The sequence below is a fragment of the Vibrio palustris genome (assembly GCF_024346995.1).
In the GTDB taxonomy this organism is placed as follows: Bacteria; Pseudomonadota; Gammaproteobacteria; order Enterobacterales; family Vibrionaceae; genus Vibrio; species Vibrio palustris.
This window is the reverse complement of the sequence record NZ_AP024887.1, coordinates 1,168,006-1,182,849: the sequence shown is the minus strand read 5'-3', so window position 1 is coordinate 1,182,849 and position 14,844 is coordinate 1,168,006. Positions and strand designations below refer to the sequence as shown.

Sequence of the window (14,844 nt, the reverse complement as noted above, 5' to 3'; positions counted from 1 at the left end):
GGTCTACTCCGATTTACTGCCAAAGACACCACCGCGAATGAGGTTGGCAATCACATAATGTTGTTGTTCAACATCAGGGGCTTGGCCTTTTTCCATCCATTTATCAAACAGTGTATAAAAGTCGTCTTTGTTACTGCGGTAAGCTTTACCACGGCTAGTGACAGATCCAAACGGTTCAGCCGAGATAGGCCCAACCTCTTCCGCGCCTTGGTACCACGTATCCACAGTGCGGATCGCATTGCCAATTTTTTGCGAGTGCAAGGCTGCGGTACCATCCACGTCATACAGCACTTTGCTTTTTTTCGAATTACCGTCAAGCACCAACTCTTGCGATGAGGGTTCGCCAACCAATCACACCTTCCAACACACTGTTTAAAATACCATTAATCAAACTAACGATAACAAAATACCGCAGGTATATTTTCTAGTTGTATCACCTTTTCGTGAAAAAAATAATATGCAGCGCATGGAATAATATTTACTACTAAGCTGCCTGTGCGGCAGTGAACGTTAATGCTGAAATTTCTGATGCCGAATTGCTTTTCTAAGCTGCCTGTGCGGCAGTGAACTCAGGTAACGCAATGGTATCAGGTAACGCAATTTTCTAAGCTGCCTGTGCGGCAGTGAACTAGAAACATATAACAAAAAGCGAAGTGATAGCAAGAGATTGACAAGAAAAACCCTTTTTTACCCTTTTATTTTGCTCGTTTTTAACCACTTGTTTTTAAATGATTTTTTATAACACCAAAAATAAAGGGTCTATCGATAAAATAAAAGGGTTAATGCAAAGCCCTACTTTCGGGCGGCACTATCTGTCCGCAGCCCTGCGAGTTATCTCGTTCAACTACCCACTATGCAGTTTTAGACCTGTATCTAAACAACTAATAAAACATCGCCCTTTGATTAAAACTCCTGAGACTTACCGCTATAATTTGCGCTTCAAAACCATTAATACGTGGTTGGCGAATAAAACTGATAATACGACAATAAAAATGAGGCTTATAATGGAGAATAATACATCGGGTCAAGGCAAGCATGCGGATATTCCGAGCGAGATACAAGGCTGGAATTGGGGTGCTTTTCTACTGACTTGGGTTTGGGGCATTGGGAATAATACCTACCGTGCATTTTGGATGTTTTGCCCGTTCGTCAATATCATTATGTTTATTGCGCTGGGGCTAAAAGGTAATGAATGGGCATGGCGACATAAACAATGGCAAAGTGTCGAGCACTTCAAGCGGGTGCAAAAAAAATGGACCATTGCGAGCCTTGTCTTTATTGGCGCGATGTTGCTCTTTTTTGTCGCTATGTTTGTTGGGATTGGTGGCATGATGAAAGATTCGAAGCCTTACCAAGTCTCACTCTATCAAGTTAAACAGTCATCCGAAGTCGTCGCAAAATTAGGAACCCCAATCAATAGTGGCTTTGTTAATGGCAATATGGCGTCATCGGGTGCAGGAGGGACGGCTAACTTTTCCTATGGGATTGAAGGGCCAAAAGGAAGCGGCACCGTGTATGTCATAGCGAGCAAACAGTTCGATTCATGGTCACTCCAGTGTCTGGTTGTTAATTATGAAGGCAGCACGAAGCGTACCGCGATTATTCCGTGTTAATTGTTGGGAGTTAACGGTGTAAAACGCGTCTTAGAGCCATGATGTTTAGCCACATCATGGCTTTTTTGATTGCAAATCATTAGCCACTCCCGCAAATTTATTAGGTTAGCCTGCACCGTTCACAAAACACACACACTTCTTCGCAAAAATCTTAAAAATAAGACAATTTTTAATCTGACTGATGATAAACTATGCACCAAAGGATCAATACACCACAGAGTGTAATGTGAGGCTTAATGTTAAGTAGCTTCATCCAGTGATGGAAATTAAATGATAAATCACAACGTTAGAAGGCTTAATTATGACACATACATATAACCTCACTTACATCGCGCGCTGTAAACAAAGTTTTGATGATTTCATTGAATCGAGTTTTTCACAGCAGGATTGCAAAATTCACTGTCAGTTTTCATTCGATGAAATAGATAATTTAGATTTAGCCCGTATTTTACCGACAGGCGTGAAAACCATTTCGTCTACATACAGCAAAGAAATCTTAGTTAAAGCAGAAAGTACTTGGGAAAAAGCCTCATCAGTCTAGTAGGCGTAACGCCTGCTGTGGATGCTGGTTGGCTTGAGCTAACATGGATGTATCGGCTTGCTTGATGATGTTGTATTGCGTTAATGCGCTCGCTTCATGCGCATAATCTGTATCTCGAATCTGCCCATGACTTCTTGCTACATTGGCTTGCGCCCCAGAAAGATTACTGATCGCACTGGAAAATCGATTCGCAACCGCCCCTAAACGCCCTCTTCCTGAGTCGACATATTCTTGGATACGATCAATCGCTTTAAGTACTTCATCCACCGAGTGTTGATTATTAAGTTCAGGTAATGCGTAAGTTTGCTCTTCGGTGTTATCTATTGCCCTCTCGCCTTTTACTCCCGTAAACAAAGCATTATTCAACGCACTCGGTCCCTCGAGTGGGTTATGCAATACCACGTCATCATTGGCAGATGAATAAACTAACCGTTTTCCACTATGCTCCTCGGTGGTTTCTATGCGAGCTTGCACATTGGTCTGTTGATTGATTTGAGCTGCAAGTTGTTCCGGTGAAGAGCCCGGGGAGAGTGCGACTGTTTGCAAGGGTTGATTGGGATCGGTTTGATTACGAAAACTCAAGCTATCACCCGGTTTTGAACGCCAGTCCGGCTTAACATACACATATTGCTCGCGTGATGTCAGGCCGTCATGCTGCTTGTGAACGACACTTAAATCAGGAATGAGGACGTTTACCGCCTCGCCCGATGACGCGCCGATTTGGAAAGAGCGTTCTTCATACAACCCATTAAGTAATGGTTGCCCAGCAAAACGCGTTGTGTTGGTGATATGATTTAAGGTATCACGCAGCGATTCAAATTCTTGGCCTAAGCTCTCGCGGTCATGCTGATTATTCGCGCCATTACCATACTGTAAGGTGAGATCTCGCATACGCATTAACACTTCGGAGTACTCTTGCATGCCACTTTCGGCCGTCTGTACAATCGAGATGCCATCGTGAGCGTTACGTACCGCGACCCCTATCCCAGCGGCTTGAGATTGTAAACGATTTGCAATTTGTAATCCTGACGCATCATCTTTGGCCGAGTTGATCTTTTGTCCGGTGAGCAATCGCATCATCGTTACATTCGCTTTATTATCCGTGCGACTTAACTGATGCTGAGCATGCTGCGCTGCGTAATTTGTCCGAATACTGATCGCCATTACCGTTGACTCAATCCATAGAGTAAGAGATTACCACACCTATGCAATAGGTGGCATTGATTACTCTATGTCGGCATGACTGATTAAAAGTTAAGGGTTATTCAATCATTTATTTACACCATGTCCGCATGTTGGTGGCGAAGCTGGTATTACTGTAAAACACTTGAAATAAGATACCCGTTATACATGAGATAGAAAATGAGCAAAACCGCTCCTTCAACGCGATTAATTCGCCCCGGACGGCCTTTAATACTTATGGCGGTCATGAGCAACACCACGGTGACCGCGAGCATGGTCATCCAGTCACGCCAAAAGATCTCTGGGCCGATGTTATCAACAGGATGAATGACACCCGCAATACCAATGACAGCAAGGATATTAAACATGTTTGAGCCAAGAATATTACCCAAGGCTAAATCATGCTCGCCTTTACGCGCAGCAATGACGGTGGCAGCCAGTTCGGGTAAAGAAGTCCCTAAGGCGATCACTGTCAGGCCAATCATTAAATCACTGACCCCCATCGCATGGGCAATATCCACCGCGCCATAAACGAGTAATCGCGAGCTACCAATCAGGAGCGCTAAGCTAAACACCAACCAAATTAACGCTTTTTTTAGCGACATTTCCGTGGTTTGTGGTTCAAGATCGGCCTCTTGCGCCATGCTGTCATCACCACCACGTAACCCACTGTAAATAGACCAAGCAACAAATACAAAAAAGCCCGCTAATAAAATCCAAGATTCAAGATGCGTTAAGCTGTTGTCCCATAACATCACACCTAAACACAGCGTAATAAATAACAAGATGGGCAGTTCTTTACTGACTATTTTTGAACGAACAGACAAAGGGGCTATCAGAGCCGTCAATCCCAATACCAAGCTGATATTGACGATATTCGATCCCAGTGCATTACCTAATGCTAGCGAAGGTGCGCCTTGCAAGGCCGCCATGGCCGAGACCACCATCTCTGGGGCCGACGTACCAAAGCCAACAATCACCATACCAATTAATAGTGGCGGCATACCGGCATAACGTGCCGTCGCCGAGGCACTCATTACAAAGCGATCAGCGCTCCACACTAATATAATGAATCCAGCGATAATTGCTGCAATCGATAATAACATTGCTATCGTCTCTTTATAGGTAAAAAAGGAGGGAACAAGCAGTTAAATGCGTTAACTGAAAGGCGTCCTATAAAGGTAGATGATACCTACCGATTATCACAATTCTTTATTGTATCTAGGTAAAAGAACACAAAAATCAGGCGCGTATACTGGGCTAGAGTATAAATAACCCACGCGTGAAATACAACGACGACGTAAATGACGACCAGCAGGAGAGTAATACTCTTAAGGCGCCTTAGAAGTATGTTATGATTGGTGACCAGACATTACTCGGCACTAACGCCACTAACTGATTGAGCTACTTCATGTCATTTGAAAAACTAGGCCTAAGCCAACCCCTAATTCAAGCCGTAAAAGCTTGTGACTATACGACTCCGACGGAGATTCAAACGCAGTCTATTCCGGTTATTTTACAAGGAAGAAATGTCATTGCGGCGGCGCAAACAGGGACAGGTAAAACCGCCAGTTATCTCTTACCCATCATTGAAAAATTATCGGTCAGTACCACCCAGCGTAAAAAACGGATCCGCGCGCTTATTCTCGTTCCAACTCGTGAGCTTGCCGTGCAAGTGGCACGTAATGTTGACAATTACACCCAATTTAGCGCGTTAAGTGGCACTGCCGCTTATGGTGGCGTGGATGATAAATCTCAGAAGCAAGCGCTACTTGGCCCGGTCGATATCTTAGTTGCTACGCCTGGCCGATTGCTCGATTTGTATGGTCAACATGCCGTGCATTTTGATGAAGTGGAAACGATTGTACTCGATGAAGCCGATCGCATGCTGGATATGGGCTTTATTGATGACATCAATAAAATATTAGACCGCCTTCCACAAGATGCGCAACAGCTGCTTTTTTCAGCGACCTTATCGAATAAAGTCCGTGAGTTAGCTAAAACCGCCGTGCCTGATGCCTACGAAGTAAAAATTGCTGCAACTGATGCGTCTAAAGCCAGCATTAAGCAATGGATGATCCCAGTCGATAAAGACAAAAAATCCGCTTTGCTGAGTCATTTGATCACCACACATGCATGGACGCAAGCGTTGATTTTTATTGAAACCAAACGTGGCGCGGCTAAATTAAGTGAACAGTTAGCTAAGCGCGGCATTGAAGCGGAAGCCTTTCATAGTGGGCGTAGTCAAGCGATTCGTAATCAGCTTTTGGATGATTTTAAAGCCGGAAAAATACAATTTATGATCGCAACTGGCGTCGGTGCGCGCGGGATTGATATTGATCATTTAGACCGTGTCGTGAACTATGATTTACCTTTTCCTGCCGACGATTATGTTCATCGTATCGGCCGTACTGGTCGTGCGCAAGCCACCGGTGAAGCCATTTCATTTGTCTCAAAAGACGATTTCAAAAACCTATGTATGATTGAGAGCCGACTGGGTCACCTGCTTGAGCGAGAGATTATTGAAGGGTTTGAGCCTAAAAAGCCACTACCGATCAGCGTGTTAAATTACGTGCCAAAGCATAAGCGTTAATGCCCAATCAATCGGCTGAACCTCAAATCAGCCGATATAAGCTGGCCGATGCCAATCGTTTGATAACACACCTCGCGTGCTCAATACAAAATCTAATGTGACAAGGCCTCTATGTGTCACATTAGCCCTGTTACCTCTTTGGTAGGGATTAGAAAAGATACTGGCTTGAAGTGTTGCTTTTTTAATCAGTAGAGGTTAATTTTTAACCTCTACTCATTCATTATGGAGGTTAACTACGATGAAGCGAACCAGTAATACTTACCGCCTCAATCTCATTAAGCAAGTTGCGAATAAAGCACAAGAAGATAAACCCGATCCGATGGCAGAGTACATTAACAGCATGCTAAGCAAGGATGAGAAAAAAGTACAACGACCGGCGACGAAAGGGAACTTCTCTGGTGTGCATTTTGATGAGCATATTGGTGGTTGGGTCAGCGATCGCTGGACTGGACAATAAAAATGATTCTGGCTGTTGATGAGCAGCAGCCTGCCTTCTCGCTCAATGACGCTACGCGCTTGTTACCTTCTACCAATCTGTCCACCACGCGTCGCTTATTCAAATAAATCTTGCTGTGGATCCCGCTCAAGATCTTGTGCTACAGACATCCTATTAGTAGGCGCATTACTTTTCTCATCATGATAATTAGCGCGGTGAACATCCGAGGACGCAGCCTGTTTACGACGATAACGCTGTTGGCATAATTTGATGACATAACGCTGCTCCGCTGCAGACATAGACTGCCAACGAAACCGCTCATCACGCTTACGCATACAGCCCTGACAATACCCTTTTGGGTCTGTGCTGCAGACGCCAACACAGGGGTTGGGGACAGAAAAAAACTCTAATTGCTCCATGAATACCTCCCCTCTTTTTCACTGAGGCGGAATCAACATCACATCTTCAAGTAATTGAATTGAACTCTCTTCATTTATAACGCATTACTGACATTTCGCCAGTATGATTAAATCAACGTCAGAATATGCTTATTTTATGGAGTTCTAACATGAAGCTTAGTTCAATTTCGTTTTTAGCCGCAATAGCGGGGACGGTTATCCTTACAGGATGTGCCAGCCAAAATGCCGCCCCTATCACCGCACAAGATCTGCAAGCACATCGCTGGGTATTAAGCACGGTCGATAAACAAGCGATCCAAACCGATCCCACAGCCTCACAGGCGTTTTTACAGTTTGACAACAGTATGATGGCGAGCGGCAATGCAAGTTGTAATAACTTTTTTGGTAAAGCTAAACTCGATGATAATCGCTTACGCGTCGATAAGCTGGCGCTTACCATGAAGCTCTGTCCAGATACCATTATGAAGCAAGAACAAATCGTCCATGGAAGTTTATCAGCTTGGAATAAACTGACATTAGAAGATGGCAAGCTGACGCTGAAGACTGCTGCGCATACTTTGGTGTACCAAGCAGAGCAACAACCTCAAGCGAAACAAGACACTCAAGCGAAGCAGTAAACATAAGCTAGAGCCAATAGTGGCATCGTCATTCTGCGATCCGATGCCACTGTTATTGTGCTTGCTTAAAGCTTACGTTGATAATGAAAGACTAATGCCTTTAAAGCCGCTTCGCTGTCTACGTCCGCAAATTCTGGCGGATTATCTAAACGATGAGAATACACGACATAGGGGGCATTTTCTTGCATGGCTTCAAGTAGGAAATCGCTACTGACCATTGGCGAATTGACACACGCAAGTACCTGACCTTGCTCTGCTAATAAATCCGGTAAACGTCGCAAAATTTTCTGATAATCTTTGGTGAGTGCAAAACTGCCTTTTTGGAACGATGGCGGGTCAATAATGATCAGTTCATAAGGCCCTGATTTACGTAATTTTCCCCAAGATTTAAATATGTCATGCCCCAAAAACTTAACTTGATTAAGGTTATGCTCGTTTAATTGATGATTCACACGCCCTTTACTGAGTGCTCCCTTAGCCATATCAATATTGACCACTTGATCGGCTCCACCCGCAATTGCCGCAACGGAAAAACCACAAGTATACGCAAATAAATTTAAGACATTTTTATGGCGTGCGTTCTCTTGTACCCATTGACGCCCTAGGCGCATATCAAGAAAAATACCCATGTTTTGGTTGCGACCAATATCCAGTTGAAACTTTAATCCATGTTCCTCGACCACTGGCCGTGCTTGCTGCTCACCCACAACGACATGAGTGGGCGCACCATCCACATAACGATGCTGAATAAAAATACAATAACCGTGTTTGTCTTGCCATAACGACGACTGGCTCAACGCTACGAGGCCTTGAGTCAACGCGTCAAGAAACGCATCATCGACGGCTTTAAATAGATTCACTTCAAGCTGGCCTTGTAACCAATCACAGGTTAACTGTTCAAGCCCTGGCCATTGCTGACCTCGGCCATGAAATAAACGACGCACTTCATTCGGATTACGCTCAAGCTCTGTGGCAATATGCGCGAAAAATAGCGGTAACGCCGCACTATCCATCGCTGGGAGTGAATGAGACAATTCTGTCATGTCTTTTCCTTAATTAAGAGGCAAGATGAGGGAGTGTCGGCCATGTTAATGTCCATGGTTCTAGCCACTGTTCAATACCGGCGCTGACCACAGGTTCGGACCATAACTCGCCACAAATTGCGTGTTGCCTTGGATCGCACACGACCGAGTATGACTCGTTATCATATTGAAATTGCAGTACAAACGCATGTAAGTAACCGCGCTCCGCCGCATTCTCTTGATGGTAAATCGGATCGCCTAAAATAGCCGACCCGACTGATTTTAAAGCCACTCGAATTTGGTGAGTTTTTCCGGTGTGCGGTTTACACAAGAATAGGCGCTGCCCGGGCTGAGCGGCCACAGACAGAAACTGCGTCACCGCAGGATGATGACGCGTTACGTCGAGCTTCCATGATGAGCGGCGCGACCGCGACATATCACCGATGATCGTTCCCTGTTTCTTCTTGGGCTTTTTTGCACCAATCGCTAAATACCACTTCTGCACGGATCGCAACGCAAACTGTTGAGATAAAACACTGGCTGTCTTCGCATTACGGGCTAGCAGCAATATTCCAGAGGTCATTTTATCCAAACGATGAACTAAGTAGAGCTGGGAGTCTTTTGTAACGGCGGCCACTTCTTGCAATAACATGGTATCGCCATCATCTTTATGGACTGAAATACCAGGATGTTTATTAATGACGATAAAATCGGGGTGTTGCAGCAATATATCAAACATGGGGCCTCACTCATTTAGCCGGCTATTATACTCATGTTCTACAAAACATCAGCCATGCATTGCTGGTTTATTACGATATTGATACTTATTTGCCATAAAAAAGAGCAGCCAAGGCTGCTCTTTTGTCGATGACGGTGATAGCGTTAGGTGAAAAATACCATCAGCATTAATATCGGACAGATAATCCGCACATACCAAGGCCAAATTTTCCAAAACCAACTATTTTCTAGCTCTGGATAACCTTGTTTTAGCTCGGCTAAGATTTGATGGCGATTCCATATCCATCCGACCGTCAACGTAATGAGTAGCGCAATGATTGGTTGCGAGTACACGGTCGTTAATTGAATCACTGCACCGAATAGTAACTGGAAGTTACACACTATCGTCGCTGAAATCGCGATAATGATACCACCAATGACTAATACTGCTTTAGTACGGCTCAATTTAAGCTCTTCCGTTACACAAGAGACTGGCACTTCAAGCATAGAAATCGAGGATGTCATGGCCGCAATAATCATCAATAAAAAGAAAATCACGCCAACGAATGCTCCAATCATGCCCATGCTATCAAACATTGCCGGTAACACGGTGAACACTAACGTATCGGAGTTTAATAAGGCGCCACTATCAGAAAATATCTCGACGCCATTATGTTTGGCGACAAACATTGCCGGTAAAATCATTAATCCAGCAATAAAGGCAACGCCAGTATCAATTAACGCGACTTGCGCAGCCGTTTTGGGAATGTTGGTATTTTTCGGTAAGTAAGAGCCGTATGTGGTCATAACACATACACCAAGTGATAACGAGAAAAATGCTTGCCCCATGGCACTCACCGCTAACCCGGGCGTGAGTTGCGAAAAATCTGGCACCAAGTACATTTTCAGGCCTTCCAATGCACCATCTTGCGTAAAGATATACAACGTAAGGACAATAAACAGTACAAACAATACCGGCATTAGACGTGTCGACCATTTTTCAATACCTTGGGCAACACCGTTCCGAACCACGTACATAGTCAATAACATGAACGCGATCATTAAGACTAAATTACGTGGCACACTATAAGTGGTTAACCACAAGCCTTGTTGTTTCATGCCAATCAGTGTTAAACCACTTTCCGCAAATGACCCCATTAACCAGCCTGCCACAATCCCATAGAAGCTCAGGATAAGCGACGCGACGATCATACCCACGATTCCCAATGCCATCATCGGCACTTTGCCTTTTGGCCAAGCTGCGCGAAATGAACGAATAGAGTTTGCTTGCCCATAACGCCCAATCGTGAGCTCAGCCACCAACATAGGGAAAGCCAAGAGGAACACCATAAGTAGGTAAACAATTAAGAAAACTGCCCCACCATTACTAGCGGCTTGTGTCGGGAAGCCCCACACATTACCAAGACCAACTGCGGAGCCAGCGGCTGCCATGATAAAGCCAAACCGCGAGGTAAACTGGCTTCTAGAACTACTTGCCATACAAGGATTCCCACCATTGCTATGAGTAAACTGATGTCATAACACGACGAGTGTATATAAAAATTTACACCCAATAACAATGCCGTGCCAGAGAGAAGATGGTAAGTAAACCAGCAAGCCAGTATAATTGGAAGACCTTTATGCTAAATAAACTGAATATTTCGTCATCAATCCCTCTAATTGGTGAATTATCATTCACATTGCCCTAAATCAAGCGCTAAGCGGCAACATAATATTCATCAAATCTCGTCTGGCTAATACTCCTGCTACTTGCGATAACGCGAATGACTGCTAAGGTCACCGGAGTTCACGTACGACGGTCATAACCGCAACGCCGACAAATCTCTCGATGTTATCGAAATCCTCTTTGCTCTGAGGGTAAATCGCATTACTATCCTAAATACGCGCATTTTGAGAAAAGGTTACATGGATAAAATTTATCATTTACTTACACTCATCGGTATCGGTCTTTATTGGTTTTTAGTGGCAGGTGTCACTTTGAGGGTGGTGCTCAAACGCAAAGCCGTCAGCGTGTCACTGTCTTGGCTGATGATCATCTACATCGTCCCCGTGGTCGGAGTCATTTTTTATTTTCTATTTGGTGAATTAAATTTAGGCCGTAAGCGTGCTGAGCGCGCTAAAGAAATGTTTGCCCCTTTTGAGCTGTGGTTTCGTTCGTTAAATGATTGCCAAGCTCACCGCCCACAAAGCATGCGCGCACACATTTTGAAAATCGATGAGCTATGTAACTACCGTATGGGTATTCCGGCACTTAGCGGTAACACACTATCGTTAAAAAATACCCCCAGTGATATTTTTCAATCGATATTGCGTGATATTGAACAGGCTAACTCATCGATTACGATGGTGTTTTATATCTGGCATCCTGGCGGATATACCGATTCCGTTGGCTCTGCCCTTATTAGTGCAGCAAAACGCGGGGTTGATGTAAAATTATTACTCGACTCTGCCGGTAGCGCCCGTTTCTTCCGTAGTCATTGGCACGATATGATGCAACAAGCTGGTATCCGAGTCGTCGAAGTGATGAAAGTCAGTCCATGGCGAATTTTCTTCTCACGCCTCGATTTACGTCAGCACCGCAAGCTGATTATCATTGATGACGCTATAGCCTATACGGGTTCTATGAATATGGTCGATCCCGCTTTTTTTGAAAAATCAGCGCAAGTCGGTCAATGGGTTGATGTGATGGTGCGCATTACAGGGCCAAGTGTGAATGTGCTGTCATGCATATTTGCATGGGATTGGGAACTCGAAACCGGTGAGCGCTCGTTCCCTCATATTCCTGAATGTGCGTTAGAAAGTACCGCGGCCTACTTACCTATTCAAGTCGTTCCTTCTGGTCCGGGGATGCCTGAATACCTTATTTCGCAAGTATTAACGCTCGCGATCCACCAAGCGCACCGTTCTTTATGTATTACGACGCCTTATTTCGTACCTAGTGCCGACCTCGTTTATGCGTTGAAACTCACCTCACAGCGCGGCGTGCAGGTAGATATTGTCGTTCCTAAATATAATGACTCTATGCTGGTAAAATGGGCATCGCGAGCTTTTTATAGTGAGTTGATGTCAGCAGGGGTACGAATACATGAGTTTGAAGGCGGACTGTTACACACTAAATCGGTGGTTATTGATGAAGCCTTTTGCTTAATTGGTACCGTCAATATTGATATGCGCAGTTTATGGCTCAACTTTGAAGTAACGTTAGCGGTCGATGACGAAGAGTTTACCCACTCCCTTTCTCAGCAACAGCAGGTGTATATCGATCAGTCAACTATGATTGATGCGGACGTTTGGGCGCAGCGTTCTTTGTGGCAACGCTTTATGGAAAGGTTGTTTTACTTATGCAGTCCGTTACTATAACTCACGCATGCATAACGATATTTAGAAACAACTTCAATGATTTACAACGAGAACACACAAGGATAGGACATGTCAGAAGGCAAAAAAACGCAATTTGTCACCGCGGGACGTAAGAAAGAATGGACCCACGGAGTCGTCAACCCGCCGGTACAGCGCGCTTCAACCGTGGTGTTCAACTCTGTGGCCGAAAAGAAACACGCGACGGCGAACCGAACTCAACAAACGTTATTTTATGGCCGACGTGGCACTGAAACGCACTTTGCCCTGCAAGAGGCTATGACCACATTAGAGGGAGGCGCAGGTTGTGCGTTGTTCCCATGTGGTTCTGCGGCAATCACCAACACCATCCTCTCTTTTGTCGGTGCTGGCGATCACATTTTAATGGTGGATACGGTTTATGAGCCAACACGCGATTACTGTGAACAAGTGTTACGTAAATTTGGGGTGGAAACCACGTATTATGATCCATTGATCGGTGCCGACATTCGTGAATTAATTCAAGACAATACTAAGATTATTTTCACTGAATCACCTGGCTCGGTGACCATGGAAGTGCAAGATGTACCGGCTATTGCTAACGTTGCTCATGAACACGACATCATAGTGATGCTTGATAATACGTGGAGTGCAGGTATTCAGTTCGACCCCTTTGCTCATGGCGTCGATATTTCGATTCAAGCGGCGACAAAATACATTGTCGGCCACTCAGATGTCATGCTAGGGACTGCCGTTGCCTCTGAAAAATATTGGCCGCAATTGCGTGAACACGCCTACCTAATGGGGCAATGTGTCTCTCCTGATGATGCTTACTTAGCACTGCGTGGTATCAGAACACTCGGTGTGCGTATGGCTCAGCATCATGCGAATAGTTTAGAGATCGCCCAATGGCTTGCCAAACGTCCAGAAGTGGATCACGTACGTCACCCAGGATTAGAAAGCTGTCCTGGTCATGAGTTCTTCAAACGAGACTTTGCTGGTGGTAATGGATTATTTTCATTTGTCCTGAACACCTCATGCCCTGCTGCAACGACCGCATTTTTAGATAGTTTACAGCATTTCAGTATGGGCTTTTCTTGGGGCGGTTTTGAAAGTTTAGTGCTTGCAAACGAGCCGGCGAGCTTTAAAACCTTGCGCACGATTGCTAATCCTAACTTTACGGGAACGCTTATCCGTATTCATATTGGCTTGGAAGATGTGCAAGATTTGATCGCGGATTTAGAGCAAGGTTTTGCTCATTATAATAACGCGCTCCATCGCTAAAAATAGGTCTATTGTTGCTCTCCCCCTCTATTTGTTCTTTCAATAGAGGGGGCTTAATATATGGTTGACCACAACCTATTAAAATGCGGTTACACCACACGATGTTTATAGGGGCATCCCACTAAATGATCGTTAACCATGCCAGTTGCCTGCATAAACGCATAACAAATGGTTTCGCCAACAAATTTAAAACCGCGCTTTTTCAAAAACTTGCTCATACGTTTTGAGGTGTCTGTCCACGCTGGTATCTGCTCACGGCTCGTCCAGTCATTAACAATGGGTTTACCGTCAACAAATTGCCACAACGCCTTATCTAAAGAACCCACTTCCTCTTGCAATGCAATAGCGGCTCTGGCATTCGAAAATACCGACGCGATTTTACGGCGATTTTTGACAATATCGTAAGGCCCAATAAATGCTTCCACATCGTTTTCAGTTTTTTGCGCCAAACGTGTCAGATCATACTGCATAAACGCTTCTCGATACCCTTCGCGCTTCTTTAAAATCGTTAACCAATTCAAGCCAGCTTGTGCACCTTCTAACGTCAAAAATTCGAATAGCTGAGTATCATCATGTACGGGTTTTCCCCATTCTTTATCATGGTATGTTTGCTCTAAAAAATGATTCAGTGGCCATGCGCAGTCAATCATACCGTTGTGATTAGAGCGTGTGCTTTCCATGGGGCATCCTTATTATTTATCGCATCTAGGGTTTTGATAGCCGATATTATCTTAGAGAATAACGGTATCACTATCACTATTACTTTGCGTAGACATTCGCGGTGTGTCGATATCCTTGGATGCTATCACCCAGGGATTTCATCTCACTTTCATGATTAGACACAGTTTTAATCATGCTCGCGATGATAAAACATGGCAACCACTACAAGAAATCGCTATTGTTAAGGAAGCATCTCGAGTGACCACGTATATTCACGACCATTACGCTAACATTTATAGATTACGCGTTCATCGATATCAAAAGCGAGTGAGCAAGCATCCAGTTAACATAACAAGTATGGGGAATACGATGATGTCTCGACGAAGTCAGTTTTCCCTTGGTT

The 14,844-nt window shown here is 44.5% G+C and carries 15 protein-coding genes; 7 read left to right on the top strand and 8 right to left on the bottom strand.

The window, feature by feature from the left end; all coding sequences use genetic code 11:
- Window positions 1-3: 3 nt before the first annotated feature.
- Window positions 4-351 (bottom strand): type I-F CRISPR-associated protein Cas7f/Csy3, encoded by a 348-nt coding sequence (locus OCU30_RS05715; RefSeq protein WP_139343475.1) that lies wholly within the window; start codon window positions 349-351, stop codon window positions 4-6.
- A gap of 653 nt (window positions 352-1,004) precedes the next feature.
- On the opposite strand from OCU30_RS05715, the gene OCU30_RS05710 reads away from it, so the two are divergent.
- Window positions 1,005-1,613: a cytochrome c oxidase assembly factor Coa1 family protein gene (locus tag OCU30_RS05710; protein ID WP_159439106.1), complete on the top strand. Its 609-nt coding sequence runs from the start codon at window positions 1,005-1,007 to the stop codon at window positions 1,611-1,613.
- A 301-nt stretch (window positions 1,614-1,914) separates the two neighbouring features.
- A complete protein-coding gene (locus OCU30_RS05705; RefSeq protein ID WP_077313171.1) occupies window positions 1,915-2,154 on the top strand; it encodes a hypothetical protein in 240 nt (79 codons plus the stop codon).
- On the opposite strand, the gene OCU30_RS05700 is transcribed toward OCU30_RS05705, so the two are convergent.
- Complete coding sequence (locus OCU30_RS05700) at window positions 2,146-3,318, bottom strand: flagellin N-terminal helical domain-containing protein (RefSeq protein WP_077313173.1); 1,173 nt, start codon at window positions 3,316-3,318, stop codon at window positions 2,146-2,148. The genes OCU30_RS05705 and OCU30_RS05700 overlap by 9 nt on opposite strands.
- A gap of 149 nt (window positions 3,319-3,467) precedes the next feature.
- On the bottom strand, window positions 3,468-4,442 hold the full coding sequence (locus OCU30_RS05695) for a calcium/sodium antiporter (protein WP_077313175.1): 975 nt from the start codon (window positions 4,440-4,442) through the stop codon (window positions 3,468-3,470).
- A 305-nt stretch (window positions 4,443-4,747) separates the two neighbouring features.
- Here OCU30_RS05695 and OCU30_RS05690 point away from each other — a divergent pair, with 305 nt between their 5' ends.
- Together OCU30_RS05690 and OCU30_RS05685 are read left to right on the top strand one after the other, a co-directional pair.
- Window positions 4,748-5,929: a DEAD/DEAH box helicase gene (locus tag OCU30_RS05690; RefSeq protein ID WP_077313177.1), complete on the top strand. Its 1,182-nt coding sequence runs from the start codon at window positions 4,748-4,750 to the stop codon at window positions 5,927-5,929.
- A 238-nt stretch (window positions 5,930-6,167) separates the two neighbouring features.
- The gene (locus OCU30_RS05685) at window positions 6,168-6,386 is read left to right on the top strand and encodes a hypothetical protein (protein ID WP_077313179.1); all 219 of its coding nucleotides are present in this window, start codon (window positions 6,168-6,170) and stop codon (window positions 6,384-6,386) included.
- Between the two features lie 95 nt (window positions 6,387-6,481).
- Here the strand turns inward: OCU30_RS05685 and OCU30_RS05680 are convergent, their stop codons facing one another.
- Window positions 6,482-6,784 carry a DUF1289 domain-containing protein gene (locus tag OCU30_RS05680; protein WP_077313181.1) on the bottom strand — a complete coding sequence of 101 codons (303 nt, stop codon included), beginning with the start codon at window positions 6,782-6,784 and terminating at the stop codon, window positions 6,482-6,484.
- Between the two features lie 149 nt (window positions 6,785-6,933).
- Between OCU30_RS05680 and OCU30_RS05675 the strand changes: the two genes are divergently transcribed.
- Entirely contained in the window at window positions 6,934-7,401 is a 468-nt protein-coding gene (locus OCU30_RS05675; protein ID WP_077313183.1) for an META domain-containing protein, read from the top strand.
- Window positions 7,402-7,466: 65 nt separating this feature from the next.
- Here the strand turns inward: OCU30_RS05675 and OCU30_RS05670 are convergent, their stop codons facing one another.
- From OCU30_RS05670 to OCU30_RS05660, 3 genes are all read right to left on the bottom strand, one after another.
- On the bottom strand, window positions 7,467-8,414 hold the full coding sequence (locus tag OCU30_RS05670) for a class I SAM-dependent methyltransferase (protein WP_077313689.1): 948 nt from the start codon (window positions 8,412-8,414) through the stop codon (window positions 7,467-7,469).
- 43 nt (window positions 8,415-8,457) lie between these two features.
- Entirely contained in the window at window positions 8,458-9,162 is a 705-nt protein-coding gene (locus tag OCU30_RS05665) for a TIGR01621 family pseudouridine synthase (protein WP_077313185.1), read from the bottom strand.
- Window positions 9,163-9,305: 143 nt separating this feature from the next.
- Window positions 9,306-10,592, bottom strand: a complete 1,287-nt coding sequence (locus OCU30_RS05660) for a sodium-dependent transporter (RefSeq protein ID WP_235861840.1) — start codon at window positions 10,590-10,592, stop codon at window positions 9,306-9,308.
- 474 nt (window positions 10,593-11,066) lie between these two features.
- Between OCU30_RS05660 and cls the strand changes: the two genes are divergently transcribed.
- Window positions 11,067-12,521, top strand: coding sequence for a cardiolipin synthase (gene cls, locus OCU30_RS05655; RefSeq protein WP_077313189.1), 1,455 nt, complete (start codon window positions 11,067-11,069; stop codon window positions 12,519-12,521).
- A 69-nt stretch (window positions 12,522-12,590) separates the two neighbouring features.
- Complete coding sequence (locus OCU30_RS05650; RefSeq protein ID WP_077313191.1) at window positions 12,591-13,781, top strand: cystathionine beta-lyase; 1,191 nt, start codon at window positions 12,591-12,593, stop codon at window positions 13,779-13,781.
- An 89-nt stretch (window positions 13,782-13,870) separates the two neighbouring features.
- Here OCU30_RS05650 and OCU30_RS05645 read toward each other — a convergent pair whose 3' ends face one another.
- Window positions 13,871-14,461 carry a DNA-3-methyladenine glycosylase I gene (locus tag OCU30_RS05645; protein WP_420856671.1) on the bottom strand — a complete coding sequence of 197 codons (591 nt, stop codon included), beginning with the start codon at window positions 14,459-14,461 and terminating at the stop codon, window positions 13,871-13,873.
- Window positions 14,462-14,844 lie beyond the last annotated feature (383 nt).

What these genes read in the sequence shown, in the direction of transcription:
- OCU30_RS05710 (WP_159439106.1), top strand. Translation starts at nt 1,005, where the DNA reads ATGGAGAATAATACATCGGGTCAAGGCAAGCATGCGGATATTCCGAGC.
- OCU30_RS05705 (WP_077313171.1), top strand. Translation starts at nt 1,915, where the DNA reads ATGACACATACATATAACCTCACTTACATCGCGCGCTGTAAACAAAGT.
- OCU30_RS05700 (WP_077313173.1), bottom strand. Translation starts at nt 3,318, where the DNA reads ATGGCGATCAGTATTCGGACAAATTACGCAGCGCAGCATGCTCAGCAT.
- OCU30_RS05695 (WP_077313175.1), bottom strand. Translation starts at nt 4,442, where the DNA reads ATGTTATTATCGATTGCAGCAATTATCGCTGGATTCATTATATTAGTG.
- OCU30_RS05690 (WP_077313177.1), top strand. Translation starts at nt 4,748, where the DNA reads ATGTCATTTGAAAAACTAGGCCTAAGCCAACCCCTAATTCAAGCCGTA.
- OCU30_RS05685 (WP_077313179.1), top strand. Translation starts at nt 6,168, where the DNA reads ATGAAGCGAACCAGTAATACTTACCGCCTCAATCTCATTAAGCAAGTT.
- OCU30_RS05680 (WP_077313181.1), bottom strand. Translation starts at nt 6,784, where the DNA reads ATGGAGCAATTAGAGTTTTTTTCTGTCCCCAACCCCTGTGTTGGCGTC.
- OCU30_RS05675 (WP_077313183.1), top strand. Translation starts at nt 6,934, where the DNA reads ATGAAGCTTAGTTCAATTTCGTTTTTAGCCGCAATAGCGGGGACGGTT.
- OCU30_RS05670 (WP_077313689.1), bottom strand. Translation starts at nt 8,414, where the DNA reads ATGGATAGTGCGGCGTTACCGCTATTTTTCGCGCATATTGCCACAGAG.
- OCU30_RS05665 (WP_077313185.1), bottom strand. Translation starts at nt 9,162, where the DNA reads ATGTTTGATATATTGCTGCAACACCCCGATTTTATCGTCATTAATAAA.
- OCU30_RS05660 (WP_235861840.1), bottom strand. Translation starts at nt 10,592, where the DNA reads ATGGCAGCCGCTGGCTCCGCAGTTGGTCTTGGTAATGTGTGGGGCTTC.
- cls (WP_077313189.1), top strand. Translation starts at nt 11,067, where the DNA reads ATGGATAAAATTTATCATTTACTTACACTCATCGGTATCGGTCTTTAT.
- OCU30_RS05650 (WP_077313191.1), top strand. Translation starts at nt 12,591, where the DNA reads ATGTCAGAAGGCAAAAAAACGCAATTTGTCACCGCGGGACGTAAGAAA.
- OCU30_RS05645 (WP_420856671.1), bottom strand. Translation starts at nt 14,461, where the DNA reads ATGGAAAGCACACGCTCTAATCACAACGGTATGATTGACTGCGCATGG.